The following is a 22,691-nucleotide window of genomic DNA, read 5'->3' as shown; positions in this document are numbered from 1 at the left end:
GCGCCCCAGGCGGCGATGTCGTTTGGCTTGGGCAGGGGCAAGCTCAGCACCGCCTGGCCATGGTCATAAAGCGCGATCTGATGCGCCGTCATCACCGGTGCCACGGAGGGATCGAGTGCGGTCAGGCCGCGCAACCCCCACAGCGTCAGGTCGGCGAGCGGAATGGGCTCCAGGGTGCGGGGTGCCATGAAGGCGAAGGCCGCGCCATAGACGCTGCCGGCCAGTGTCTGGTTCCAGTTCCCTTGTGCTTCCGCCCGGATGGGCAGGCTGAGGACCAGGATGCAGAGAAAGGCTTTCCGCTTCACTGCCGGCGCGTACGGGGCTTTTTGGCACCGCCCCGCGGATGGGTGCCGGATGTCTGCAACGCGCCGCCACCGCCGAGAATCTGAAAGAGCAGCCCGCCGGTTACCGGTCGCGCCTCGGCGAGCCGGACGGAAACGGATTGCGCCAGATGAAAGACCATCCGGCTGCGCTTTCCGCTCAGGCTTTGGGTCGCTTCGTCGTGCATCCAGAAATCATCAGGCAGGCCGCTCAGCGGAATCATTCCGCTGGCGCCTGTATCGATCAAGGTAACGAAGAGGCCGAAACGCGTCACACCGGAAATCCGCGCATCAAATATGCATCCGACCTTGTCCGCCATGAAGGCCGCCATATAGCGGTCCACCGCGTCGCGCTCGGCCTGGGCCGCGCGCCGTTCGGTCGCCGTGATATGGGCGCACGTGTCTTCCAGATGGGCTGCTTCCTCTGCCCGCAGCCCGTCATTCCCTAGGTCCAGTCCCGCGATCAGCGAACGATGCACGATCAGATCGGCATAGCGGCGGATGGGGCTGGTGAAATGAGCGTAGCGCGTCAGCGCCAGGCCGAAATGGCCGATATTGTCGGGGCTGTATTCTGCCTGGGACTGGCTGCGCAGCACCGCATCGTTGACAAGGGGCGCCTCCTCCGTGCCGACCACGCGGGCGAGCACGGCATCGAGATCGCGCGGATGGATTTGGTCCCCGGCGGGCAGGCTGATGCTCATTCCGTGCAGATAGGTGCGGAGCCCCTCGAGTTTAATTTCCGATGGGGGGGCGTGCACACGATAAACGACCGGACGATGCAGGCGCTCCAACTCCTCCGCCGCTGAAATATTGGCGAGGACCATGAATTCCTCGATCAGGCGGTGGCTGTCGAGCCGCGTGCGCTTGGTGACGCTTGCGACCTCACCCGCTTCGTTCAGCGCTACCTTCCATTCCGGCAGGTCGAGATCGAGCGTGCCGCGACGGCGCCGCGCGCCCAGCAGGAGGGCAAAGGCGTCATAAAGATCGCCGAGCGGAAAACCAGGGGTCTCGCGCCCGGTGTCACGCGCGTCCTGCACCTCCTCATAGGTGAGGCGGGCAGTCGAGCGCATTAGACCACGGCCGAAACGATGCGATATTTTCTGACCGTCCGCACCGATGCGCATTTCGGCGAAGAGGCAGGCGCGGTCCTCGTTCGGACGCAGGCTGCACCAGCCGTTGGAGAGCGCCTCCGGCAGCATCGGCACCACGCGGTCAGGGAAATAGACGGAATTGCCGCGATCGCGCGCCGAACGATCCAGTGCGCTGCCGGTCTTCACGTAATGGGAGACATCGGCGATGGCGACGATGAGGCGAAAGCCCCCGCCATCGGGCTCGGCGAATACCGCGTCATCGAAGTCCCGCGCGTCCGCGCCGTCGATGGTGACGAGCGGAATGGCGCGCAGATCCTCGCGCCCTTCCGGCCCCACGCCCCGGGCGCGCTCGGCCTCAGCCAGCACCTCGGGCGTGAAGGCGTCCGGAATATCGAGCGTCGCGATGACGAGCATGCTGACGGCCTTTGCCCCCCGCGCATCGCCCAGCCGCTCGAGAATGCGCGCCGGCTTGAGGCCGAGCCCGCCCATAGGCAGCGGCTCGCCGCGCACGATTTCGCCATCCTGGGCGCCGCCATCCTCACCGGGGGGCACTACCCATTCGGCCTTCACCTTCTTGTCGGTGGGTTCGATGCGCATCAGCGTGCCGCGGCGACGGAAGATGCCGATGACGCGGCCCGGCGTGCCCTCGATCCGGCGGAGCGTGCGGCCCTCGTATTTGCGCGCGCCAGCGGCGCTGCCGATCGGGCGGATGCGGGCGAGCACGCGCTGGCCGGGGGCAAGTGCCGCCTGGCCGCGCCCCTCGGGCTGCATGAAAACCGTGGGTGCAGGCCCGTCGCCACGCCAGTCGGCCGGGCGCCCGATGGCATCCCCCTCCATGTCGATACCGGTGATCTCGACGATGATCGCGTCGGGCATCCGGGCCGTCGTGTGCCGGCGTGGCAGACGCCCGGCGAAGGGCGGCGGCGCGCCGTCGGGTCCGGCGTCACGCGGAGCATGGATGGGATGGCGCGAGGGCCGGGGCGCCACAGGGCCCGATGGCGCGGTAAAGCGCTTATGGCCCGCGGGCGCGAGTTCACCCTTATGCGCCATGTCCTTCAGCACCTGGCGCATCGCCACATGATGCTCCGGCCCCAAGCCGAAGGCGCGCAATACATCGCGCTTGCCCATGCGGCCGGCGCTTTGGCCGAGGAAGTCGCGGATCTGCTCGCGACTCGGAAAGGGGCGGGACGGTGCGGGGGCGGAGAGCTCCCGCTTCGCCTTGGGCTTCTTCCGTGCGGTCTTCGTCAAAGGGTCGCCATCACTCAGCCGCCTCGCTGGACGGTTTCGCGGCCGTCTTCCGAACGGCCGGCTTCTTGGCCGCGGGTTTCTTGGCCACGGGTTTCTTGGCTGCCGAGGTCGTGGCACCGGATTTGCCGGCGCCCGACTTTGTGGCCGCAGTGCTCTTTTTCGCCGCGGCTTTCTTCGGCTTGGGTGCGGCGGCTTCGGCGGATTTCGTCGTCTTGGCGGCCTTGCCACGGGCGGCGGCACCCTTGGGCTTTAGCTCCTTGCCCTTCTCGGCGAGCAGGGCAACTGCCTCCTCCAGCGTGATGTCGTCCATCGAAACGGTGCGCGGGAGGTTGGCCACCGTCTTGCCGTGCTGGGCATAGGGGCCGAAGCGCCCCTTCTTGACGAGAATACCCTCGCCATCCTTGGGATGAGCGCCGAGGCTGCGGACGCTCGCGAGCTTTTTAGCGAGCAGATCGACGGCGCGATTGGCGCCCACCATCAGGACATCGTCGTCCTTGTCCATGGACGCATAGACCGCGCCCATGCGGATATAGGGGCCGAACCGGCCGATCCCGGCCTCCATCGGCTCATGGGTCTCTGGATGAAGGCCGATAAGGCGCGGCAGGGTGAGAAGCCCAAGCGCCTGGTCCAAGGTGATGCTCTCGCCGTCCAGCCCGCGCGGCAGCGACATGCGTTTGGGCTTTTCCTTCTTGGCTTTCTTGTCGTCCGACGGCGGCGGCGGTTCCCCGAGCTGGACGTAGAGGCCGTACGGGCCGCGTCGCACGGTCACGTCGTCGCCGGTTTCCGGGTCCTGGCCGAGGACGCGCATGCCTTCCTTCAGCGTCTCCTCGCCCTCCTCGCCGCCGTTGACGGCAAGACGGCGCGTATATTGGCAGGCCGGATAGTTGGAACAGCCGATGAAGCTGCCGTGGCGGCCGAGCTTGAGACCGAGCCGGCCGGCGCCGCAGGCCGGGCAAAGGCGGGCGTCGGTGCCATCCTCCTTCGGCGGGAAGAAGTGCGGCCCCAACTCCTCGTCCAGGGCGTTGATGACGTCGGAGATCTTGAGCTCCTTCGTCTGGTCCACGGCCTCGGAGAAATCCTTCCAGAAGGCGCGCATCACGGCCCGCCAGTCGGCGCTGCCGTCCGAAATCTCGTCGAGCTTCTCTTCCAGCGAGGCGGTGAAACCGGGGTCGACATAGCGGGTGAAGAAACTGGTCAGGAACGCCGTCACCAGCCGCCCGCGATCCTCGGGGATCAGCCGCTTCTGCTCCAGTCGGACATAATTGCGGTCGCGCAGCACGGACAGGGTGGAGGCATAGGTGGAGGGGCGCCCGATGCCGAGCTCCTCCATCTTCTTGACCAGCGACGCTTCCGTGTAACGCGGCGGAGGTTGGGTGAAGTGCTGGCTCGCCTTGATCTCGCGCCGGGTCAGCGGGTCGCCCTCGCTCATCGCCGGCAAGACGCGGCTCTCATCGTCGTCCTCGGACTGATCGTCCCGGTCTTCCCGGTAGAGCTTCAGGAAGCCGTCGAAGGCCAGGAGCGAACCATTGGCGCGCAGCGTGTTGCGGGCGCCGTCGCCCATATCCACCACTACCTGATCGAATTCAGCCTGGGCCATCTGGGAGGCGACGGCGCGCTTCCAAATCAGTTCGTACAGCCGGGCCTGATCGTGGCTGAGGTAGCGGGACATGGTTTCCGGGCGACGGCCGACATCGGTCGGGCGCACGGCCTCATGCGCTTCCTGGGCGTTTTTGGCACGGGTCGCATATTCCCGCGGGGCGGCCGGCAGATAATCCGCGCCGAACGAATCCTTCACATGGCCGCGGATGGCGGTGATCGCCTCGCGTGCCATCTGCACGCCATCGGTTCGCATATATGTGATGAGGCCGACAGTCTCGCCGCCGAGATCGACGCCCTCATAGAGCTGCTGGGCCACGCGCATCGTCTGCTGCGCGCCGAAGCCGAGCTTACGGCTCGCCTCCTGCTGCAGGGTCGATGTGGTGAAGGGTGGCATCGGGTTGCGGCGAACCCGCTTGCGCTCGATCTTGGCGACCGAGAAATCCCCTGCCTCTACAGCGCGCCGGGCGGCTTCCGCCGCGGCCGCATTCGGCAGGTCGAACTGGTCGAGCTTGCGGCCGTCCAGATGGGTGAGGCGGGCGGTGAAGGGCGCGCCCGCCGGCGTCGCCATCAGCGCTTCGATCGTCCAGTATTCCCGCGCCCGGAAGGCCTCGATCTCGGCCTCGCGCTCGCAGACGAGGCGAAGCGCCACGGACTGTACACGGCCGGCGCTGCGGCTGCCGGGCAGCTTCCGCCAAAGCACGGGGGAAAGGGTGAATCCCACTAGATAGTCCAGCGCGCGGCGGGCCAGATAGGCCTCGATCAGCGGCTGATCCAACTCGCGCGGGGCCTTCATGGCCGCCGTCACGGCATTGCGCGTGATTTCGTTGAACGTGACCCGGCGGACGGTAACCCCTTTCAGCGCGCGCCGGTCCTCCAGCATCGCCCGGACATGCCAGGAAATTGCCTCGCCCTCGCGATCCGGGTCAGTCGCGAGATAGAGCGTCGTGCCAGTCTTGATGGCCTTGGCGATGGCCGAGACCTGGCGGCTGCCGCGCTCATCGGACTCCCAGTCCATGGCGAAGTCCTGCTCTGGGCGTACGCTCCCGTCCTTGGGCGGGAGATCGCGCACATGGCCGAAACTTGCCAACACGGTGTAGCCATCGCCGAGATATTTATTGATCGTCTTGGCTTTGGCGGGGGATTCAACGACGACGACGTCCGACATGCTGATCCTGAATTAGGCGCTCATCCACCCTGCTCGCTGAGCAATGCCACACGATTGCCGGGTAGGGACTCGGCCAAACCGCCGAGTTCCAGCTCCAGCAAGGCGGCCACGAGGGCGGCTCTGCTTGTGAACTGGCAGTGTCGGAGCAGATCGTCAACCGATGTCGGTGCGGGGCCCAGCACCGACAGAATGGCACGGCGTGCCTCTTCGACCGTGTGCGGGCTGGGCGGCGGCGCCTCCTGGAAGCCCTGAAGGTCCGGTTCCGCTTCGGATCGGGCAATAAATTTCGCGATATCTGAAGGCAGAAGCGCGAGTACATCGGCCGCTGTCTCGGTCAGCGGAGCACCCTGGCGAATGAGGTCGTTCGCCCCCTGAGCGCGGGGGTCAAGGGGCGACCCGGGCACCGCGAATACCTCCCGCCCGGCTTCGAGGGCGAGGCGCGCGGTGATCAAACTGCCCGAATGCCGGGCCGCCTCCACCACGACCACGCCGAGGGCGAGACCGGCGATGACGCGGTTGCGGCGCGGAAAGTGTCGGGCCTGGGGCTCGGTGCCGAGCGGCGCTTCGGTCACGACTGCCCCGCGTTCGGCGATGCGCGCCTGCAGTGCCGCGTGCTGGGGCGGGTAGGGACGGTCGAGGCCGCCGGCTACCGCCGCGACGGTGATGCCGCCCGCCACGCGGAGCGCGGCCTCGTGGGCCGCCCCGTCGATACCCCGTGCCATGCCGGAGACGACCGTGACTTGGGCTTCAGCGAGGCCGGCGGCGATGTCGGCTGCGATGTGCTGGCCGTTGTGGGACGCGTTCCGGCTGCCGACCACGCCGACCATGCGGCTCGAGAGGCAGGCTGTGTCCCCCAGCACCACCAGCGCGGGCGGCGGATCGGCGATGTGGGCAAGGAGGCGCGGATAGGCTGGCATATGCGGCATCAGGAAGCGGCCACCGAGTCGCTCGGTACCGGCGATCTCGTCCTCGATCTCGGAAAAGCTTGGGATATGGACTTTCGCGCGCCCTGCGGCGCGGGCGAGGCCGGGCAGGGCGTCCAGTGCCTGTGCTGGCGATCCGAACCGCTGCAGGAGCCGCCGGTAGCCGACTGGCCCCACCCCCTCCGTGCGCGCGAGCCGCAGATGGGTCGCGAGATCGGAGGGGCGCGGCGTCACGCGGCTCCGATCCGGGGTTCGGTGCCGGCCAGCAACCGGCGGATATTGGCGTGGTGTCGGGCGAGGACGAGCAGGGTTACGGCGAGGGCCAAAAGCGCGTGGGCCGGGCCCGTGAAGATCCAGGCGAGGAACGGAGAGGCGACGAAGGCGGCGAGGGCCGAGGCAGACGAAATTTTGGTGACCTTCGCGCCGACCAGCCAGATCACGCACATCAACGCGCCTTCCGGCCAGCATGCGGCGAGTGCGACGCCGAGGCCGGTCGCGACCCCCTTGCCGCCGCGGAAGCGCAGCCAGATCGGGAACATATGGCCGATGACCGCGAACAGACCGGCCCAGAGCCCGGCATGGTGATTTTGCGCGAGCAGTGGCCAGTTGGCGGCGAGCAGCACCGCGGCCGCGCCCTTGAACCCGTCCAGAAGCAGGGTGGCGGCGGCGAGCCCCTTTCGGCCGGTGCGGAGCACGTTGGTCGCACCGATATTGCCGGAGCCGATTTGCCTTATATCCCCTGCGCCGCCGAGCCGGGTCAGGATCAGGCCAAAGGGGATGCTGCCGAGGAGGTAGCCGAGCAGGCAGGCAAGGGCGGGAATATGGTTCATCCGAACACCCGCCTCCCGGCCTTCCAGGTACCAGTGACCCGCCCCTCGACCGCGCGCCCGTCGAAAGGCGTGTTCTGCGCCTTGCCGGGCAGTTTCCCCGCCTCGACCTTCCAGGCGCGGTCGGGGTGGAACAGGCAAAGATCGGCCGGCGCTCCTTTCGCGATGCGTCCGGTCTCGAGCCCGAGCAGGCGCGCCGGCCCGGCGGTCAGCAATTCCAGCGCGCGCAGCAAACTGAGGGTGCCGCCATGGACCTGGGCGAGGGTGATCGGCAGCAGCGTGACCAACCCCGTTCCTCCGGCCGAGGCGAGGGCGAAGGGCAGCCGCTTGTCATCCGCATCGCGGGGCTGATGGTCGGAGGCGATGGCGTCGATCGTGCCGTCGGCGAGGCCGGCGATGACCGCCCGCCGGTCCGCTTCCGCGCGCAACGGCGGAGAGAGCTTCGCATAGGTGCGGAATTCACCGATCGCGATCTCGTTGAGGTCGAAATAGGGCGGGGCGGTGTCGCAGGTGATGCGCAGGCCCTCGGCGCGGGCGGCGCGGATCAGATCCAGCGCGGCGCCCGTTGAGACATGGGCGAAATGCAGCCGTCCGCCAGTGAGGCGGGCAAGGGCAATGTCCCGCGCGACCTGGATCGCTTCTGCCGCCGCGGGGATGGCGGGCAGGCCGAGGCGCGTCGCGAGTTCCCCCTCCGTCGCACAGCCGCCGTCGGCGAGGCTACGGTCCTCTGGGTGCTGCACCACGATGCCGCCGAAGCCGCAGGTGTAGGAGAGGACGAGGCGCATGAGGCGCGCAGGGCCGATCGGACGCCCGCCATCCGTGAAGCCGATGGCGCCGGCCTCCCGCAGTAGGCCGAGCTCGGCCATTTGCTCGCCCGCGCAGCCGCGTGTCACCGCGCCATAGGGAAGAATGGAGAGGCTGCCGGTCTCCTCGCCACGGGCGATCAGCGCGCGGACCAGGGCCGGGTCGTCTGTCGCCGGCGCCGAATCAGGCAGCGCGCAGAGGCTGGTGATGCCCCCCGCGGCCGCCGCGCGGGTGACGGATTTGATCGTCTCGCGATCTTCCCGCCCCGGCTCGCCCAGTTGCACCCGCAGATCGATCAGGCCGGGGCAGAGCACGCTATCCTGCCCCTCCACCCGCTCGGCGCCCTCGGGCGCGCCCTGGCCCAGGCCAATATCGGCGATCCGCCCTTGCTGGATCAAGACATCGGCGATCGTGTCATGGCCGCTCGCCGGGTCGATCACGCGGGCGCCAAGGACCACTGTGTCCCGAAGGGTCGCGTTCATCATGCCGTCCATCAGTGGCGCCCTCCAACCGCACCGGCGGCGGGCGGCCGCGCCAGCATGTCGAGCACCGCCATGCGGACCGCGACGCCCATCTCCACCTGCTCGCTGATGACGCTATGAGTCGGGTCATCGGCGATGGCGCTGTCAATTTCCACGCCGCGGTTCATCGGCCCCGGATGCATGACGAGCGCATCCGGCTTCGCATAGGCGAGTTTCTGCGCATCGAGACCGAAGAAGCGAAAATACTCGCGACTGCTGGGAAGAAGGTTGCGGGACATGCGCTCTTTCTGCAATCGTAACATCATGACCACATCGGCGCCCTCCAGTCCAGCCGCCATGTCATGAAACACCGAGACGCCGAGTGCGGCGATGCTGCTCGGCATCAGCGTCGGCGGGCCGACCACGCGCACCGTGCTGCCCATCGCATTGAGCAAATGGATGTTGGAACGGGCGACGCGCGAATGCGCGACATCGCCGCAGATGGCGATGGTCAGCCCTTCGAGCTTGCCGCGATGACGGCGGATCGTCAGCGCGTCGAGCAGCGCCTGGGTTGGATGCTCATGCATTCCGTCGCCCGCGTTGATGACGGCGGCTTCCACTTTCTGCGCGAGCAGGTTGGGGGCGCCGGACTGGTCGTGCCGCACCACGAGCAGGTCGGTCTGCATCGCGTTAAGGGTTGCGGCGGTGTCGAGCAGCGTCTCGCCCTTCTTCACGCTGGAAGTCGAGACCGACATGTTGATGACATCCGCGCCGAGGCGCTTCCCCGCGAGTTCGAAACTCGTCCGCGTGCGCGTGCTGTCCTCGAAGAAGAGGTTGATCAGCGTCCGTCCGCGCAGGCGGTCGCGCTGCGTCTTGCCGGAGCGATTGAGCAGCGCGTAGCTCTCCGCGAGGTTGAGCAGGTCACCGATGACGCGGGGCGAGAGCCCTTCGATCGCGAGAAGATGGCGCATGCCGGGCTCCTTCCTTCAGCTGTGGCTGACCGCCGCGATGCGGGCCAGCGCCTCGGTACGGCCGAGGGCAGCGAGCGTCGCGTCGATCGGCGGGCTTGTGGTCGAACCCGTCAGCGCCGCGCGCAGCGGCTGCGCCACCTGGCCGAGCTTCTTTCCGCTCTCTTCGGCGAAGGCGCGCAAGGCGGCATCGACGCCCGCGGCCGTGAACTCGGTGTTCGCCAGCTTCTCCGCGAGGGCCGCCAGCATCTCGCGCGCCTCCTCCGTCAGCTGTGCCTCCGCCTTGGGCTCGAAGGGCAGGGGCAGGGGGCGCGCCAGGAAGGCCGCCGACTGCGCCAGCTCCACCAGCGTCTTGGCGCGCTCCTTCAGCGCCGGCATCAGCAGCTGGATGCGGGCTTTGGCGGTGTCGTCGAGGGTGAGATCGCGGTTTTCGGACAGGCGGCGGATCACGTCCTCGGCCAGCCGCGCGTCATCCGCCTGCCGCAGCCAGACACCGTTGAGATGGGTGAGCTTGGCATAGTCCATGCGGCTCGCGGCGCGGCCCACGCCATCAAGATCGAACAGAGAAATGGCTTCGTCGCGGCTCAGGATCTCGGCATCGCCATGGCCCCAGCCGAGACGCAGCAGGTAATTGCACAGCGCCTCGGGCAGAAAACCTTCGCGCTCGAATTCGAGAACGCTGACCGCACCGTGGCGCTTGGAGAGCTTGGCGCCGTCGGCGCCATGGATCAGCGGGATATGGGCGAAGCGCGGCGTCTCCCAGCCCATCGCGTGATAGATCTGGATCTGGCGGAACGTATTGGTCAGATGGTCGTCGCCGCGGATGACATGGGTGATGCCCATGTCATGGTCGTCGACGACGACCGCATGGAGATAGGTGGGCGTGCCGTCGCTGCGCAGGATGATCATGTCGTCGAGCTCGGCATTGGCGACGCGCACCGTGCCCTGCACCAGGTCATCCACCTCGGTGGCACCTTCGCGGGGCGCGCGCAGGCGGATGGCGAAGGGCGTGCCCTCCGGCGCCTCGGACGCGTCGCGGTCGCGCCAGCGCCCGTCATAGCGGGGCGGCCGTCCGGCGGCGATCGCCTCTGCCCGCATCTGGTCCAGCTCCTCCTTGGTCGCAAAGCAGCGATAGGAGTTTCCCTGCTCGAGCAACTGCAGGGCGACCTCGCGGTGCCGTGCCTCGCGCGAAGTCTGATAGACCGGCGGCGCGTCCGCGGTCAGGCCCAGCCAGGCCAGCCCGTCCAGGATCACCTGGGTTGCCTCGGCGGTCGACCGCGCGCGGTCGGTATCCTCGATGCGGAGCAGGAATTCGCCTCCGTGATGACGGGCGAAGAGGAAGTTGAACAGCGCCGTGCGGGCGCCTCCGATATGGAGAAGGCCGGTCGGGCTCGGCGCGAAACGGGTGCGGATGCGGGGCGTGTCGGTCATGCCGGCTGCTTAGAGCATTTCTGGCATGGCTGAAACTCTCGCGCAGCGATGGGCGGCTCCCTTTTCCTGGCGGGTCCGGGTGCGGCTGGCCGCCGCTTTCCGCGCCGGGCTCGCGGCCGAGCATGGCCGCTTCCTGCCCTGGCTGGCGGTCTTCATGGGGCTGGGCAATAGTCTGTTCTTCGCCGCCCCGGCGATGCCGCCGGCATGGGTCGGCGTGTCCGCCCTCGCGTTCGCGTTGGTGACGCTCGCGGCCGCCTGGGCGCATCTCTATGGCCGGGCGGCCGCCTGGTGTCTGCTCGCGGCCGCGCTGGGATTCGCGGCCGCCAGCCTGCGCACCCATGCCTTGCCGCCCCTCGCCGATCTGCCGCGTGGCGCGGTCACGGTCCAGGGGATCGTCTCCGCGGTCGACCCGCTGCCGCAAGGTCGGCGGGTTCTGCTGAGTGCGGTCACGCTCGGCAATGGCACGGTCATGCCCCGCCGCCTGCGCGTCCGCCTGCGCAACACGGACCTCCAGTGGCTGGCACCCGGCGACCGGATCAGGTTGCGCGCGCTGCTGCGTCCACCCTATCCGCCGAGCTATCCGGGCGGCTGGGACCAGCGGCGCGATGCCTTCTTCCAAGGCCTCGGCGGTGTCGGCTTCGCGCTCGGTCCGGTCGAGCGGCTTTCGGCATCGCACAGCCATGGCCTCACGGCGCGCTTCCAAATCCTGCGGGAGGCGCTCGCTGCGCGGATCCTGGTGGCCATTCCGGGCACGGCGGGCGCGGTCGCGGCGACGCTCATGACCGGTATCCGCTCCGCCATGCCCTATGCCGACCGGGACGCCTTCTCGGTCTCTGGCCTCTCCCATATCCTGGCGGTGGCCGGCCTGCACATCGGCATCGTGATGACAACGGTCTTCGCGGCCTGCCGTCTGGCGCTTGCCCATTGGTCCTGGGCGGCTTTGCGATGGCCGGTAAAGGAAATCGCGACACTGGCCGCCCTCGCGGTCGGCGGCTTCTACATGCTGATGACCGGCATGCATCTGCCCATCCTGCGCAGCTTCGTCATGGCGGCGCTGGTAACGCTTGGCCTCCTTGCCGGCCGGCGGGCGATCTCGATGCGCAGCCTGGCACTGGCCGCCGGTGTGCTTCTGCTGGTGCAGCCCGAGGCCCTGGCCGGGGTCAGTTTTCAGATGAGCTTCGCGGCGGTGATGGTGCTGATCGCGGGTTACGACCTGCTGCGCGAGGAGCGGCTGGCTCAACTCACGCACCGGCCGGGGGTGGTGGGCTTTTTGCTGCAGGATTTCATCCTCGTCACGGTCACCAGCATCCTGGCGGCGCTCGCGACTGCCCCCTTCGTCGCCTATCATTTCGGCCATCTCGAACTCTATTCCATTCCGGCCAATATGTTGGCGGTGCCGATCACCGCCTTCTGGGTTTTACCCTGCGGCCTGGCCGCCTATGCGCTGATGCCGTTGCATCTGGAGGCGCTAGCGCTCGTGCCCATGGGGTGGGGCTGTGCTGCCATCCTCGGCATCGCGCGTGGTGCCGCTGCCCTGCCCGCTGCCGACCTCGCCATGGGCAGAATGGCGCCTGCCTGCCTGGCCCTTGTTGCCATCGGCATGATCTGGCTCTGCCTTTGGCAGAGCGCCCGGTGCCTGCTGGGCCTGCTGCCACTGGCCGCGGGACTGGCGCTGCCGGTGATCCTCGGTGCCTCGCCGCAGGTTCTGGTTTCGGCCGATTTCCGCATGATCGCGCTGCAGGCGCCGGGCGTCGTCTTTGTCGATGCGCAGCGGCCAGACCCCTTCACGCTGGGCGAATGGGGGCGTTTCTGGAACGGGCGGCCGTTTCGCCCCCTGCCTGCACCGGGCCGGGCTGAAAGTGGCGCCGTCTGCACGGCCGATGGCTGCCTTCTGCCGGGCGGGGTGCTGCTCTGGCGCGCCTTGGCACCGCCCGCGCAGTGCCGCGGCGTGGCGCTCATCCTGGCCAAGGCGGGCTGGGTTTTTCAGCCTGAGGCCGGCTGCAGGGGCGTGCCGGTCATCGACCGTGCGGCCGTGCGGGCCGAGGGGGCGACGGCCGCCTGGGTGGAGGGGGGCAGGGTCCGCATCCTGACTGACCGTGCCTCCCGGGGCGTCTGGCCGTGGTTGCCCCCACCGTCGGGGTGACAGACATGAATGGGCTTGGCAATTGCCCGATAAGCGAACAATACTTCGCCCATAAGGATGTCGATGCATCCAGGGTGGGGCGTTCATGGGCGAGAAGACGACGGCGGAGACGCGGTCCCGTCAGGGCTTGCGGCTGGAACAGGCAGCGCGGGCGGCTTGGCTCTATTACGTGGGGCGCCGTACGCAGGATGAAGTTGCGGGACAGCTCAATATATCACGCCAGGCAGCGCAGCGGCTGATCTCGCTCGCCCTGTCCGAGCGGCTGATCAAGTTTCGCTTCGATCATGAGGTTGGTCCCTGCATGGAGGCGGGCGACGCGCTCGCCCGGCGCTACGATCTGGCGCTCTGCGAAGTGGTACCGACCATGGGCAGCAATTCGGCGACGCTCGGGTCAGTAGCCATCGCCGGCGCGCAATTCGTCGAGAAATGGCTGAGCCAGCGGACGCCGGTGGTGCTGGGCCTCGGCACCGGGCGCACGCTGCGGGCCATCGCCAACGAGCTTTCGCCCGTTGCCGCACCGCAGCACAAAATTTTTTCGCTTTGTGGCAGCATTCTGCCCATGGGCCGTGCCATCGCGCTCGATCCTGTCCTGCGGGTTGCCGAACTTTCCGGCGCGCAATGTTTTTCTCTGCCCTGCCCGGTGATTGCCGCGACAGTGGAGGAGCGGGACGTGTTGCAGAAGCAACAGCCTTACGACACCATGCGTGCCCTGCTGCCGCAGGCGCGCTGCCTGCTCGTCGGCGTCGGCTCCGTCGATTGGAAATGTGCACTGCACAATGACGGCTGCGTGTCGGATGTGGAACTGACATCGCTGATCGAGGACGGCGCTGTCGGCGAAATTTGCGGCTGGTCTTTCAACGCTGAGGGAAAGCTGTTGGGCGGCGCGGTAAACGAGCGTGTGGCGGGTGTCTGGAACCTTGCACTGCACACAAATGCGCTGCGCGTCGGCGCCGCCTTCGGCTTGCAGAAGGTGGCGGCGATTCGCGCCGCCATGCAGGGACGGATGATCGACGGACTGATTACGGACGAAGTGACAGCCGAAGCGCTCCTGGCTGAATGAGCAAATGCGCGGGAGCGTGCAATGGCTCTTGACAGCATCGCAATGTCTTGATGTTCTGCCCACGGGATGGGCATACGCTCGGCTGAAGGGCGATGCCGGCAAATGGATACGAACCAAGGGAACGGGAAATGCGTCTAAGAGCGATCGCGGCCTTTACGGCCGCTTTTATGGCCGGCACCTGCCTCGCCGCACAGGCGACCACGATTACCATCGCGACGGTGAACAACTCGCAGATGGTCGTGATGCAGAAGCTCTCCTCGGTCTGGGAGAAGAAGACCGGCAATCACATCAACTGGGTGGTGCTGGAAGAGAACGTGCTGCGTCAGCGCGTCACGACGGATATCGCCACCCATGGCGGCCAGTTCGACATCGTGACCCTCGGCTCTTACGAGACGCCGATCTGGGCCAAGCAGGGCTGGCTGGATCCGGTCGGCGACATTTCCGGCTATGATTACAACGACATCTTCAAGTCGGTCCGGCAGGCGCTGTCTCAGGGCGGCAAGCTCTATGCGCTGCCCTTCTATGCCGAGAGCTCCTTCACCTATTACCGCAAGGATCTCTTCCAGCAGGCCGGCCTCACCATGCCGGACCACCCGACCTGGACGCAGATTGACCAATACGCGGCCAAGTTGACCGACAAGTCGAAGCAGCAGTACGGCATCTGCCTGCGCGGCAAGCCGGGCTGGGGCGAGAACATGGCCTTCTTCGACACGCTGCTGAACACCTACGGCGGCGAGTGGTTCAACATGAAGTGGGAAGCCCAGCTCGACACCAAGCCCTGGCATGATGCGCTGACCTTCTATGTCCACCTGCTGAAGGATTACGGCCCGCCGGGCGCCAGCTCGAACGGCTTCAACGAGAACCAGGCGCTGTTCTCCACCGGCCATTGCGCCATGTGGATCGACGCGACCTCCGGCGCCGGCCTGATCTATGACAAGAACAGCAGCCAGGTGTACGACAAGACCGCCTTTACCGCGGCCCCGGTCGACGTGACGCCGAACGGCTCTCATTGGTTCTGGGCCTGGGCGCTTGCCATTCCCTCGACCTCGAAGAACGTCGCCACCGCCAAGGACTTCATGGCCTGGGCGACCTCCAAGGACTATATCAACCTCGTGGGTGAGCAGAACGGCTGGACCACCCTGCCGCCCGGCACACGCCTTTCCACCTATGACAACCCGAACTATCTGAAGGCCGCGCCCTTCGCCGATGCGGTGAAGACCGCGATCCTGACCGCCGATCTCGATCATCCGACCAAGGATCCGGTGCCCTATACCGGCATCCAGTATGTCTCGATCCCGGAATTCCAGTCGATCGGCACGACGGTTGGCCAGCTCGTGGCGGCAGCCCTCACCGGGCAACAGACGGTCGATGGCGCGTTGAAGCAGGCGCAGGCTTCGGTCTCCTCCACCATGGAGCAGGCTGGCTACACGCAGTGAACCTCGACTGAGTTTTGAGGTGGGGCGGTCCGGTGAATTTCACCGGGCCGCTCAACTGTCTCAGGTCCGATTTGAACCAGTAATCGGATCCGGACCTAATGAGTTAGACTCTGCTTGAAGTGTCGGAGCGAAGCGGCATTGCTTCCGCCCGGCACACTCCAAGGCGGCTCGCTCTCCCGGGAATGACCGAGACGACCGGCCGCAGCTTCGGAAAGGATCGTCATGTCTGCCACGTCGATGAGCAGCAAAGGGACAGGGGCCAAGCCCGCCAAGGGCAAAGGCCCCGGCGGCGGCGTCAACACTCTGCCACTCCTTGCCCCCTCGGTCGTTGTCCTGCTGATCTGGATGATCGTACCGCTTGCGATGACCCTGTATTTCTCTTTCCGACGCTACAATCTGCTCAACCCGATGATTCATGGCTGGGCGGGCTTTAACAACTTCCGCTTCCTCTTCCGTGATCCGGCGCTGCTGCATTCCCTTCTGGTCTCGGTCATCATCGTGGTCGGTGTGATCGTCATCACCGTCTGCCTCGGCGCCGTGCTCGCCGCGATCTTCAACCAACCCTTCCGCGGCCAGGGCATCGCCCGCGTGCTGATGATCTCTCCATTCTTTGTCATGCCCACGGTCTCCGCGCTGGTCTGGAAGAACCTGCTGCTTGACCCCGTGAGCGGACTTTTCGCCGCCATGTTCCGCATGGTGGGGCTGCAGCCGGTCGCCTGGTTCAGCGTTTTTCCACTCGGCTCGGTGATGACGATCCTGTGCTGGGAGTGGCTTCCTTACGCCTTCCTCATCCTTTTCACCGCACTGCAGTCTATGGATGAAGAACAGCTGGAGGCAGCCCGTCTCGACGGCGCTTCACCGCTCGACATCTTCTTCTCGATCCAACTGCCGCACATGGCACGGGCAATCTCGGTCACGGTCATGATCGAAATGATCTTCCTGCTCAGCATCTTCGCGGAAATTTATGTGACGACGGGCGGCGGCCCCGGCTTTGCCACGACCAACCTGACCTTCCTGATCTACCAGCGCGCGCTGCTCGCCTTCAACGTGGGCGGGGCATCTGCCGCCGGCGTGATCGCGATCATTCTCGCCAACATCGTCTCCGCCTTTCTCACGCGGAGCGTCGCAAAGAGGCTTGAGGTATGAGCTACGGTGTCGCGAAGAAGGGCAGTCCGGTCGCAGGCACCATCGCCTGGGTCTCAGCCCTCGTCATGTTCTTCCCCATCGCCTGGATGGTATTGGCCAGCTTCAAGACCGAGGTGCAGGCGGTGCAGAGCCCGCCTGTGATCTTCTTCGAGCCGACGTTGATCAACTACCGGGACATCTTCTCCGAGGCGAATTATCTGCTCTTCGCCTGGAACAGCGTCGCGATCTCGGTCGGCGCCACGGTCCTCTCGCTCATCATCGGCGTGCCGGCCGCCTTCGCCATGGCCTTCTACCCGACCAAGGGCACCCGCGGCCTGCTGCTGTGGATGCTGTCTACCAAGATGCTTCCCGCGGTCGGCGTTCTCGTGCCGATCTATCTGCTGTGCCGTGACATGGGGCTGCTCGACAGCAAGACCGCGCTGATCATCATCAACATGTTGAGCAACCTGCCGATCGCGATCTGGATGCTTTACACCTTTTTCCGGGACCTGCCGAAGGACATCATCGAGGCGAGCCGCATCGACGGTGCCAATCTGCGCCAGGTGCTGGTGCATGTGCTGCTGCCGCTGGTCATGCCGGGTATCGCCTCCACCGGCCTCCTCGGCATCATCCTGTGCTGGAACGAGGCGTTCTGGAGCCTCAACCTCACCGCCCATCACGCGGCCCCGCTGACCGCCTTCATCGCCAGCTTCTCGGCGCCCCAGGGTCTTTTCTGGGCCAAGCTTTCCGCGGCCTCTGTCCTCGCGATCGCGCCTATTCTCATCTTTGGCTGGATCAGCCAGAAGCAGTTGGTCAGTGGTTTGACCTTTGGAGCTGTAAAATGAGGCTTGAGAATAAGGTTGCCGTCATCACCGGTGGCGCGCGCGGCATTGGCCGTGCGATCGCCACCCGTTACGCCGCGGAAGGTGCCCGGGTCGTGGTGGCGGACATCAATGGGGCGGAAGCGGAAAAGGTCGCGGGTGAAATCGGACAGGGCGCCATCGGCGTCGGCATCGACGTCACCAAGCAGGCTTCGATCGACGCGATGGTCGCAACCGTCGTCCAGCGGCTGGGCCGGATCGACATCCTGGTCAACAATGCCGGCATCTTCGAGATGGCGCCGGTGCTGGAAGTGACCCGGGAAAGCTATGCCAAGCAGTTCGCGGTCAATGTCGAGGGCTTGCTCTTCACCTTGCAGGCGGTGGCGCGCCAGATGGTGACCCAGGGCGAGGGCGGCAAGATCGTCAATTTCGCCTCCCAGGCCGGGCGCCGGGGAGAGGCCCTCGTGCCCGTCTATTGCGCCTCGAAGGCGGCGGTGATCAGCCTGACGCAGAGCGCGGGCCTCGGCCTCATCAAATATGGCATCAACGTCAATGCCATTGCCCCGGGCGTGGTCGATACGCCGATGTGGGACGTGGTGGACGCGGCTTTCGCCAAATACGAGAACCTTCCCCTGGGCGAAAAGAAGCGCCAGGTTGGTGCGGCAGTGCCCTATGGCCGCATGGGCTTCCCCGAGGACATGGCCGGCGCCGCGGTCTTCCTCGCAAGTAAGGACGCAGATTATATCTGCTGCCAGACGCTGAATGTCGATGGCGGCAACTGGATGAGCTGAGGGCGGGGATCAAGCGCCCCCGTTCTTTGCCGGATTCTCCGGGACTGAAGGAGAATCGCCGCGGGTCCAGCCACTGGGGCCCGCGGCGTTTCTTTGCCCGCATCCATTCTGACAAACGCGCCGTCAACTTGGACGGTCCTCTAGGCGGCATCCTGGATATCGAAACGGGCCACCTTGCCCTCTCGAAGACGGAAGACATGTCTGACTGTCTTGTCTTTGAGCCCATGCGTCTGCCCCTGAAGCGATTTGCCGCCGAGATCGCGGATGGTCTGTCGCACCTCCGCAACGATCGCCCCATCCGCGGTTCGATGGAACCCAATGGGCTCGACGTGAGGACTGACCATGGACCACTGGCGCGTCCAATATTCGCGTAAGGCCGCGTGACCGTGGACGTGGCCACCATCCATACCGTTGGCCCAGGCGACATCATGGGCGACCGCCGTCAGCACGCCGTCTATGTCCCGTGCGTTAAAGCGATCGTAAATGCGTTCGAGGACTTTGACGTCATCGTCCATTGGGTCTCTCCCTGCAGAATGTGGGTATTGCGATCGCGGCCACTCCAATTAAATATGCACATATGTATCAGGATGGCAGTAAGCGCAAGGGGGAAGGTTTGATGGACCAAGATGTGCTCTCGACGCCTGGGCACCTGATCAGTCTTGCGGCGCGTGGGTTCGCACGCCTCAGCGAAGCGCGGCTCAAGCCGCTTGGCTTCGGCGTTGGACATCTGCCAGTGCTGGTGGCGCTGCAGGACGGTCGGGCGAGCACGCAACGGGATCTCGCCCGCTTTGCCAAGATCGAGCAGCCGCCGATGGCCCAGATGCTCGCCCGCATGGAGCGGGACGGGCTGATTCGGCGCGCTCCTGACCCGGCCGATGGGCGCAGCAGCCGAATTACACTGACGGCGCTCGCAGAAGCCCGCCTGCCGGAAGCAGTTTCTGTCTTGCTTCGGGGCAATCATGAGGTGCTGCGCGACTTCACGGACGAGGAAGCCGCGCTGCTCGTTGATCTGCTGACGCGCCTGATCGCAAACCTCGATCGGCTTGCGAACGCCGAAGCGCCCCCGGGGGCGGCGATTGGCGGGAAGGGAGAATAACCGGATCCGTCGGCAGGCTGATCGACGCCGAACCTTAGGCGCCGATCGCCGTCATGCGTCCGTCACCGAAAGATAAACCAGCGTCTGGTTGAGCAGCATATAGGCAATTTCTCCGAAGGTGATGGGCCCGACGATCCCGCCCGTCTGCTTTCCCTCCAGCTCCGCATAGAGATAATTGAGAATGCAATTGCAGGAGAGCGTGACCGGCGCGTCCTTCATCCCCGCCAATTGCTGCCCGAAGCTCTGAATATAATCCTCCACCGGGTTTGCGAAGCGATACTGGATGCCCTCGAAGACGGGCGCGAAGAAGTCGACGCTCATTTTCATGTCGTCGACAGAACGGATGGAGACATTGATCATTGCGCCATTGTAGTCGGCGACCAGCGGCAGCTTGACGTCGATTCCGGCGGCGTTGATGTAGGCGGCAAGGTTGCCCGGCTTGCCGTCGATCAGACAGTCGTTGTCCTTGGTCTCGAAACCATCGGCCGTGAATGCAATGGTGGCGCCGGTTCCCTGCTCGAAGAGGTTGATGATGTCGAGCCGGCAAAGCTTGGCGGCGGGCAGGGAAACGTGCAGCGCGACAGCCCGATCCCGATGCCCGTCGCCGGATCCCGAGAAGGTCTTGGGCGTCTGCTTGCCGATCTGCTCGACCTCGACCCCGGCGATCCAGCCGAACAGCGGCGAATTGAAGACGTCCTGATAGGTCTGCACCTCGCGCGCGAAGCTCTCGAGAATGCCCGAGAGGCCCGGCACGATGAGAACGGTGAAGCCATGCGCCGGATAATGGTGCCCGATGTCTCGCAGATCGGTCGCGGAATAGGCTCGCACCTGCGCCGTCTCGGCGAGGTTGTTGATGTCAGTGACGAAGATGCGATCCGTGCATTCCAGTCCGCCCTCCTGGGTCATGAAATAGGCGGCGGTCCCGCCGATCCAACGCCCGGGAGGGAGTTGCGCGAGTAAGGCCTCCGCGCCGGCGAGCAGCAGGACGTGATCCTGCTCGATCAGCGCCGAGACCTCCGCGACCGTCATGAGAAGATTGTTTGACATGGGTGTGATCCTGTCCCGTCGGAGGCTCAACCGAAGATTGCGGCGAGATCGTCCTGGGCGATCTGCGCATTCTTCACGAAGAAGGAATGAATTTCCTGAACGCAGCCGTTCACCGTCGTGGGTGACGGGTCGGCCTTGGTCAGGCCGAGAATGCGCGTCATCATGATCTTGACGGCGAGCAGCTTCCACGGTCGGGCGATCTTGCCGGTCGCGACGTCACGCCAGCGCTGATCGGTGATCGGTGGGACGCTCATGAAGGCCATGCGTGTCTCCTGCACCGTTTGGAGGGGTATTTGCTCCTAACAGCGAAGTGCTTGACGACGCGTAAAGCCTCAGAGGCACAGAGGGCGCAGGCTGCGAAGATGGTCCGGCATTTCGCGTGGACCCACAGCGGCTGCCCGCAGCAGCTGGTCGAAATGGCCGATCAGCGCGCGGATATGCTCCCTCTGCTGCAGCACCAGGAAGGATTGGCCGATATAGATGGCGGCGCGGATCGGACCGTAGATGGTTACCGGCGCGGAATAGAGCGCGCGCCCGTCGAACAGGAACCAGCGGAAGCGGGGATAGAGTTCCTCGCAAAGCGCGATCAGATGGTCGAGCTGGTCGCGGCGCGCTTCGGCCGGCAGCCCGCGCCAGCGGCCCTCGCCACGGGCGAAGCTCTCCATCACCTGGGCCGGGGTTGCGGCCTCCATATCCGTCTCCGGCCGACGCAGATAGTCGAGCCTCGACTGGGTGATTTCTATCCGACGCTGCGGCGAGAGAGCGAGGAACTGTTCGTATTCGAAATCGATCACCGCCTCGGTCTTCAGCACGTCCGGAATGTTCACAGGAACGTGGCGGATCTTGTAGCCGGCGGCCTCGTCCAGCCAGCCTACCAGCCGCTCGTCGACCGGGGAGAGCGCGTTCCGTTCGAAGCTCAGCGCGTCGGTCAGCAGCCGGGGCTCGGCCTCTTCGGCCTCACGCAGGCCGAGGAGCCAGTCGAGCGAGACCTGGCCCAGCCGTGCCATGGCGGCGACCGACTCGAGTCTCGGCAACCGGTCGTTGGTGGGGGAGAGGATTTGCGACAGGGTCGAGCGGTCGATTCCCGCGCGGCCGGCGAAGGTGCTCTGGTTGAGGCCGCTGCGCGCCATGACGGCCAAAAGCCGCTCGCGAAAGAGGCGAACCAGTTCGGCGCGGTCTGCGGAGGTAAAGCTCATGCGGCATAATATAACAGAATGTGCGGAAACAAACCATCGATAGAGAGTCCGTTACCTATGTAACGAAACATGCGCATTATCCACGATCACGGATTGGTTTTACCATTGAGCCTTAGGGATTCACGTCGCAGCATGCGCTTATGTACCGCTCCCAATCCCTCCGCCCTGCAATCGAATGGCCCACCGTCTGCCTTTGCCTGGTCATCTATGGCGGCTGGGCGCTGCTGACAGTCTTCTATCGCCATCTTCCCTGGCCGCTGTTGGCGGGTCTCGGCGGTTGGCTGCTCGCCTGGCAGATGTCTCTGCAGCATGAAGTGTTACACGGCCACCCGACCCGCTGGCGTTGGCTCAACGATGCGTTGGGCTTTCCGCCGTTGACCCTCTGGCTGCCCTATCGCCTTTATCGCGCGAGCCATCTGCGCCATCACCGGGACGCGCATCTCACCGATCCGCTGGAGGATCCGGAGAGCTACTACCTGACGGAGGAGCGTTTCGGCCGGCTCGGGCCCTGGGCCCGCGCGTTCCTCCGTTTCAGCCACACATTTCCGGGCCGGGTGAGCTTCGGCGCGCTGCGCGGGATGCTGATTTTCCTCTGGCTGCAGGCTGGGGCCTGCTGGCGGGGGACGGGCACCGCCCGGCGCATTTGGTTCGCCCATCTCCTGGGTGTGGCAGTTGTGCTTATCTGGGTCTGCGGGGTCTGCGGTATGCCGTTCTGGCTCTATCTTGCCTGCTTCGTGGTCCCGAGCCGCATGCTTGCCTCCATCCGCTCCTTCGCCGAACATCGCGCGGCACCTGAGGCTGACGCGCGCACGGCGATCGTCGAGAATGCGCCTATCCTCGGACTGCTCTTCCTCCACAATAACCTGCATGCCGTGCATCATGATCGGCCGGGCCTCCCCTGGTACCGCATCCCTGCGCACTACCGCGCAAACCGGCCCGCGATTCTCCGCGCCAATGGCGGCCTTGTTTATGACGGCTATGTCGACGTCGCGCGGCGTTACTTTTTCACAGCCCATCATGCCGGCCCGCATCCCGGCTTCCTCGCGCCGAGAGTGCCGCCGCCGGGCGCGCTGTCCGATGTCGAAATCGGTCCGACGGACAACAGGGCGCAGGTCTTGGCCGGAGACTGAACCTGGCCC

19 protein-coding genes and 1 pseudogene are annotated in these 22,691 nt (G+C 65.8%); 8 read left to right on the top strand and 12 right to left on the bottom strand.

Features of this window, described 5'->3' with window-relative positions; all coding sequences use genetic code 11:
• From VL752_RS13485 to gltX, 8 genes and pseudogenes are all read right to left on the bottom strand, one after another.
• A pseudogene (locus tag VL752_RS13485) lies at window positions 1-305 on the bottom strand (hypothetical protein); the annotation flags it as partial.
• Window positions 302-2,539: a ribonuclease R gene (rnr, locus tag VL752_RS13480; protein WP_408863125.1), complete on the bottom strand. Its 2,238-nt coding sequence runs from the start codon at window positions 2,537-2,539 to the stop codon at window positions 302-304. The gene rnr and the pseudogene VL752_RS13485, both read right to left, overlap by 4 nt.
• A 130-nt stretch (window positions 2,540-2,669) precedes the next feature.
• Entirely contained in the window at window positions 2,670-5,423 is a 2,754-nt protein-coding gene (gene topA, locus VL752_RS13475) for a type I DNA topoisomerase (RefSeq protein ID WP_325356070.1), read from the bottom strand.
• Between the two features lie 20 nt (window positions 5,424-5,443).
• On the bottom strand, window positions 5,444-6,580 hold the full coding sequence (dprA, locus tag VL752_RS13470; RefSeq protein ID WP_325356068.1) for a DNA-processing protein DprA: 1,137 nt from the start codon (window positions 6,578-6,580) through the stop codon (window positions 5,444-5,446).
• Window positions 6,577-7,176 (bottom strand): glycerol-3-phosphate 1-O-acyltransferase PlsY, encoded by a 600-nt coding sequence (gene plsY, locus VL752_RS13465; RefSeq protein ID WP_325356066.1) that lies wholly within the window; start codon window positions 7,174-7,176, stop codon window positions 6,577-6,579. Before plsY ends, dprA begins: the two co-directional genes overlap by 4 nt.
• A complete protein-coding gene (locus tag VL752_RS13460; protein ID WP_325356074.1) occupies window positions 7,173-8,459 on the bottom strand; it encodes a dihydroorotase in 1,287 nt (428 codons plus the stop codon). Before VL752_RS13460 ends, plsY begins: the two co-directional genes overlap by 4 nt.
• Window positions 8,460-8,470: 11 nt before the next feature.
• Complete coding sequence (locus tag VL752_RS13455) at window positions 8,471-9,409, bottom strand: aspartate carbamoyltransferase catalytic subunit (RefSeq protein ID WP_325356064.1); 939 nt, start codon at window positions 9,407-9,409, stop codon at window positions 8,471-8,473.
• A gap of 15 nt (window positions 9,410-9,424) precedes the next feature.
• Window positions 9,425-10,837 carry a glutamate--tRNA ligase gene (gene gltX, locus VL752_RS13450; protein ID WP_325356061.1) on the bottom strand — a complete coding sequence of 471 codons (1,413 nt, stop codon included), beginning with the start codon at window positions 10,835-10,837 and terminating at the stop codon, window positions 9,425-9,427.
• Window positions 10,838-10,862: 25 nt separating this feature from the next.
• On the opposite strand from gltX, the gene VL752_RS13445 reads away from it, so the two are divergent.
• From VL752_RS13445 to VL752_RS13420, 6 genes are all read left to right on the top strand, one after another.
• Window positions 10,863-12,980, top strand: coding sequence for a ComEC/Rec2 family competence protein (locus tag VL752_RS13445; RefSeq protein WP_325356059.1), 2,118 nt, complete (start codon window positions 10,863-10,865; stop codon window positions 12,978-12,980).
• An 85-nt stretch (window positions 12,981-13,065) separates the two neighbouring features.
• Complete coding sequence (locus tag VL752_RS13440; protein ID WP_325356057.1) at window positions 13,066-14,040, top strand: sugar-binding transcriptional regulator; 975 nt, start codon at window positions 13,066-13,068, stop codon at window positions 14,038-14,040.
• Between the two features lie 128 nt (window positions 14,041-14,168).
• Window positions 14,169-15,476, top strand: a complete 1,308-nt coding sequence (locus VL752_RS13435; RefSeq protein ID WP_325356054.1) for an ABC transporter substrate-binding protein — start codon at window positions 14,169-14,171, stop codon at window positions 15,474-15,476.
• 222 nt (window positions 15,477-15,698) lie between these two features.
• The gene (locus VL752_RS13430) at window positions 15,699-16,622 is read left to right on the top strand and encodes a carbohydrate ABC transporter permease (RefSeq protein WP_325356052.1); all 924 of its coding nucleotides are present in this window, start codon (window positions 15,699-15,701) and stop codon (window positions 16,620-16,622) included.
• On the top strand, window positions 16,619-17,446 hold the full coding sequence (locus tag VL752_RS13425) for a carbohydrate ABC transporter permease (RefSeq protein WP_325356050.1): 828 nt from the start codon (window positions 16,619-16,621) through the stop codon (window positions 17,444-17,446). The genes VL752_RS13430 and VL752_RS13425 overlap by 4 nt, the downstream gene beginning before the upstream one ends.
• Window positions 17,443-18,213: an L-iditol 2-dehydrogenase gene (locus VL752_RS13420; protein WP_325356048.1), complete on the top strand. Its 771-nt coding sequence runs from the start codon at window positions 17,443-17,445 to the stop codon at window positions 18,211-18,213. Before VL752_RS13425 ends, VL752_RS13420 begins: the two co-directional genes overlap by 4 nt.
• Window positions 18,214-18,353: 140 nt before the next feature.
• Here VL752_RS13420 and VL752_RS13415 read toward each other — a convergent pair whose 3' ends face one another.
• A complete protein-coding gene (locus VL752_RS13415; RefSeq protein WP_325356046.1) occupies window positions 18,354-18,728 on the bottom strand; it encodes a nuclear transport factor 2 family protein in 375 nt (124 codons plus the stop codon).
• Between the two features lie 101 nt (window positions 18,729-18,829).
• Between VL752_RS13415 and VL752_RS13410 the strand changes: the two genes are divergently transcribed.
• A complete protein-coding gene (locus VL752_RS13410; RefSeq protein ID WP_325356043.1) occupies window positions 18,830-19,309 on the top strand; it encodes a MarR family winged helix-turn-helix transcriptional regulator in 480 nt (159 codons plus the stop codon).
• A 51-nt stretch (window positions 19,310-19,360) separates the two neighbouring features.
• Here VL752_RS13410 and VL752_RS13405 read toward each other — a convergent pair whose 3' ends face one another.
• The 3 genes from VL752_RS13405 to VL752_RS13395 all read right to left on the bottom strand — a co-directional run bounded on the left by VL752_RS13405 (window position 19,361) and on the right by VL752_RS13395 (window position 21,552).
• The gene (locus tag VL752_RS13405) at window positions 19,361-20,356 is read right to left on the bottom strand and encodes a DUF6976 family protein (protein ID WP_325356041.1); all 996 of its coding nucleotides are present in this window, start codon (window positions 20,354-20,356) and stop codon (window positions 19,361-19,363) included.
• A gap of 26 nt (window positions 20,357-20,382) precedes the next feature.
• A complete protein-coding gene (locus VL752_RS13400) occupies window positions 20,383-20,619 on the bottom strand; it encodes a hypothetical protein (protein ID WP_325356039.1) in 237 nt (78 codons plus the stop codon).
• A 69-nt stretch (window positions 20,620-20,688) separates the two neighbouring features.
• Window positions 20,689-21,552, bottom strand: coding sequence for a helix-turn-helix domain-containing protein (locus VL752_RS13395; protein WP_325356037.1), 864 nt, complete (start codon window positions 21,550-21,552; stop codon window positions 20,689-20,691).
• 140 nt (window positions 21,553-21,692) lie between these two features.
• Here VL752_RS13395 and VL752_RS13390 point away from each other — a divergent pair, with 140 nt between their 5' ends.
• Entirely contained in the window at window positions 21,693-22,682 is a 990-nt protein-coding gene (locus VL752_RS13390) for a fatty acid desaturase (RefSeq protein WP_325356035.1), read from the top strand.
• Window positions 22,683-22,691 lie beyond the last annotated feature (9 nt).

Source organism: Acidisoma sp. (assembly GCF_035492295.1).
Classification (GTDB): Bacteria; Pseudomonadota; Alphaproteobacteria; order Acetobacterales; family Acetobacteraceae; genus Acidisoma.
Note: the sequence above shows the minus strand (reverse complement) of the source record. Positions and strands in the feature narration are given on the sequence as shown.

What these genes read in the sequence shown, in the direction of transcription:
- rnr (WP_408863125.1), bottom strand. Translation starts at nt 2,539, where the DNA reads ATGGGCAAGCGCGATGTATTGCGCGCCTTCGGCTTGGGGCCGGAGCAT.
- topA (WP_325356070.1), bottom strand. Translation starts at nt 5,423, where the DNA reads ATGTCGGACGTCGTCGTCGTTGAATCCCCCGCCAAAGCCAAGACGATC.
- plsY (WP_325356066.1), bottom strand. Translation starts at nt 7,176, where the DNA reads ATGAACCATATTCCCGCCCTTGCCTGCCTGCTCGGCTACCTCCTCGGC.
- VL752_RS13460 (WP_325356074.1), bottom strand. Translation starts at nt 8,459, where the DNA reads ATGAACGCGACCCTTCGGGACACAGTGGTCCTTGGCGCCCGCGTGATC.
- VL752_RS13455 (WP_325356064.1), bottom strand. Translation starts at nt 9,409, where the DNA reads ATGCGCCATCTTCTCGCGATCGAAGGGCTCTCGCCCCGCGTCATCGGT.
- gltX (WP_325356061.1), bottom strand. Translation starts at nt 10,837, where the DNA reads ATGACCGACACGCCCCGCATCCGCACCCGTTTCGCGCCGAGCCCGACC.
- VL752_RS13445 (WP_325356059.1), top strand. Translation starts at nt 10,863, where the DNA reads ATGGCTGAAACTCTCGCGCAGCGATGGGCGGCTCCCTTTTCCTGGCGG.
- VL752_RS13440 (WP_325356057.1), top strand. Translation starts at nt 13,066, where the DNA reads ATGGGCGAGAAGACGACGGCGGAGACGCGGTCCCGTCAGGGCTTGCGG.
- VL752_RS13435 (WP_325356054.1), top strand. Translation starts at nt 14,169, where the DNA reads ATGCGTCTAAGAGCGATCGCGGCCTTTACGGCCGCTTTTATGGCCGGC.
- VL752_RS13430 (WP_325356052.1), top strand. Translation starts at nt 15,699, where the DNA reads ATGTCTGCCACGTCGATGAGCAGCAAAGGGACAGGGGCCAAGCCCGCC.
- VL752_RS13425 (WP_325356050.1), top strand. Translation starts at nt 16,619, where the DNA reads ATGAGCTACGGTGTCGCGAAGAAGGGCAGTCCGGTCGCAGGCACCATC.
- VL752_RS13420 (WP_325356048.1), top strand. Translation starts at nt 17,443, where the DNA reads ATGAGGCTTGAGAATAAGGTTGCCGTCATCACCGGTGGCGCGCGCGGC.
- VL752_RS13415 (WP_325356046.1), bottom strand. Translation starts at nt 18,728, where the DNA reads ATGGACGATGACGTCAAAGTCCTCGAACGCATTTACGATCGCTTTAAC.
- VL752_RS13410 (WP_325356043.1), top strand. Translation starts at nt 18,830, where the DNA reads ATGGACCAAGATGTGCTCTCGACGCCTGGGCACCTGATCAGTCTTGCG.
- VL752_RS13405 (WP_325356041.1), bottom strand. Translation starts at nt 20,356, where the DNA reads ATGTCAAACAATCTTCTCATGACGGTCGCGGAGGTCTCGGCGCTGATC.
- VL752_RS13400 (WP_325356039.1), bottom strand. Translation starts at nt 20,619, where the DNA reads ATGGCCTTCATGAGCGTCCCACCGATCACCGATCAGCGCTGGCGTGAC.
- VL752_RS13395 (WP_325356037.1), bottom strand. Translation starts at nt 21,552, where the DNA reads ATGAGCTTTACCTCCGCAGACCGCGCCGAACTGGTTCGCCTCTTTCGC.
- VL752_RS13390 (WP_325356035.1), top strand. Translation starts at nt 21,693, where the DNA reads ATGTACCGCTCCCAATCCCTCCGCCCTGCAATCGAATGGCCCACCGTC.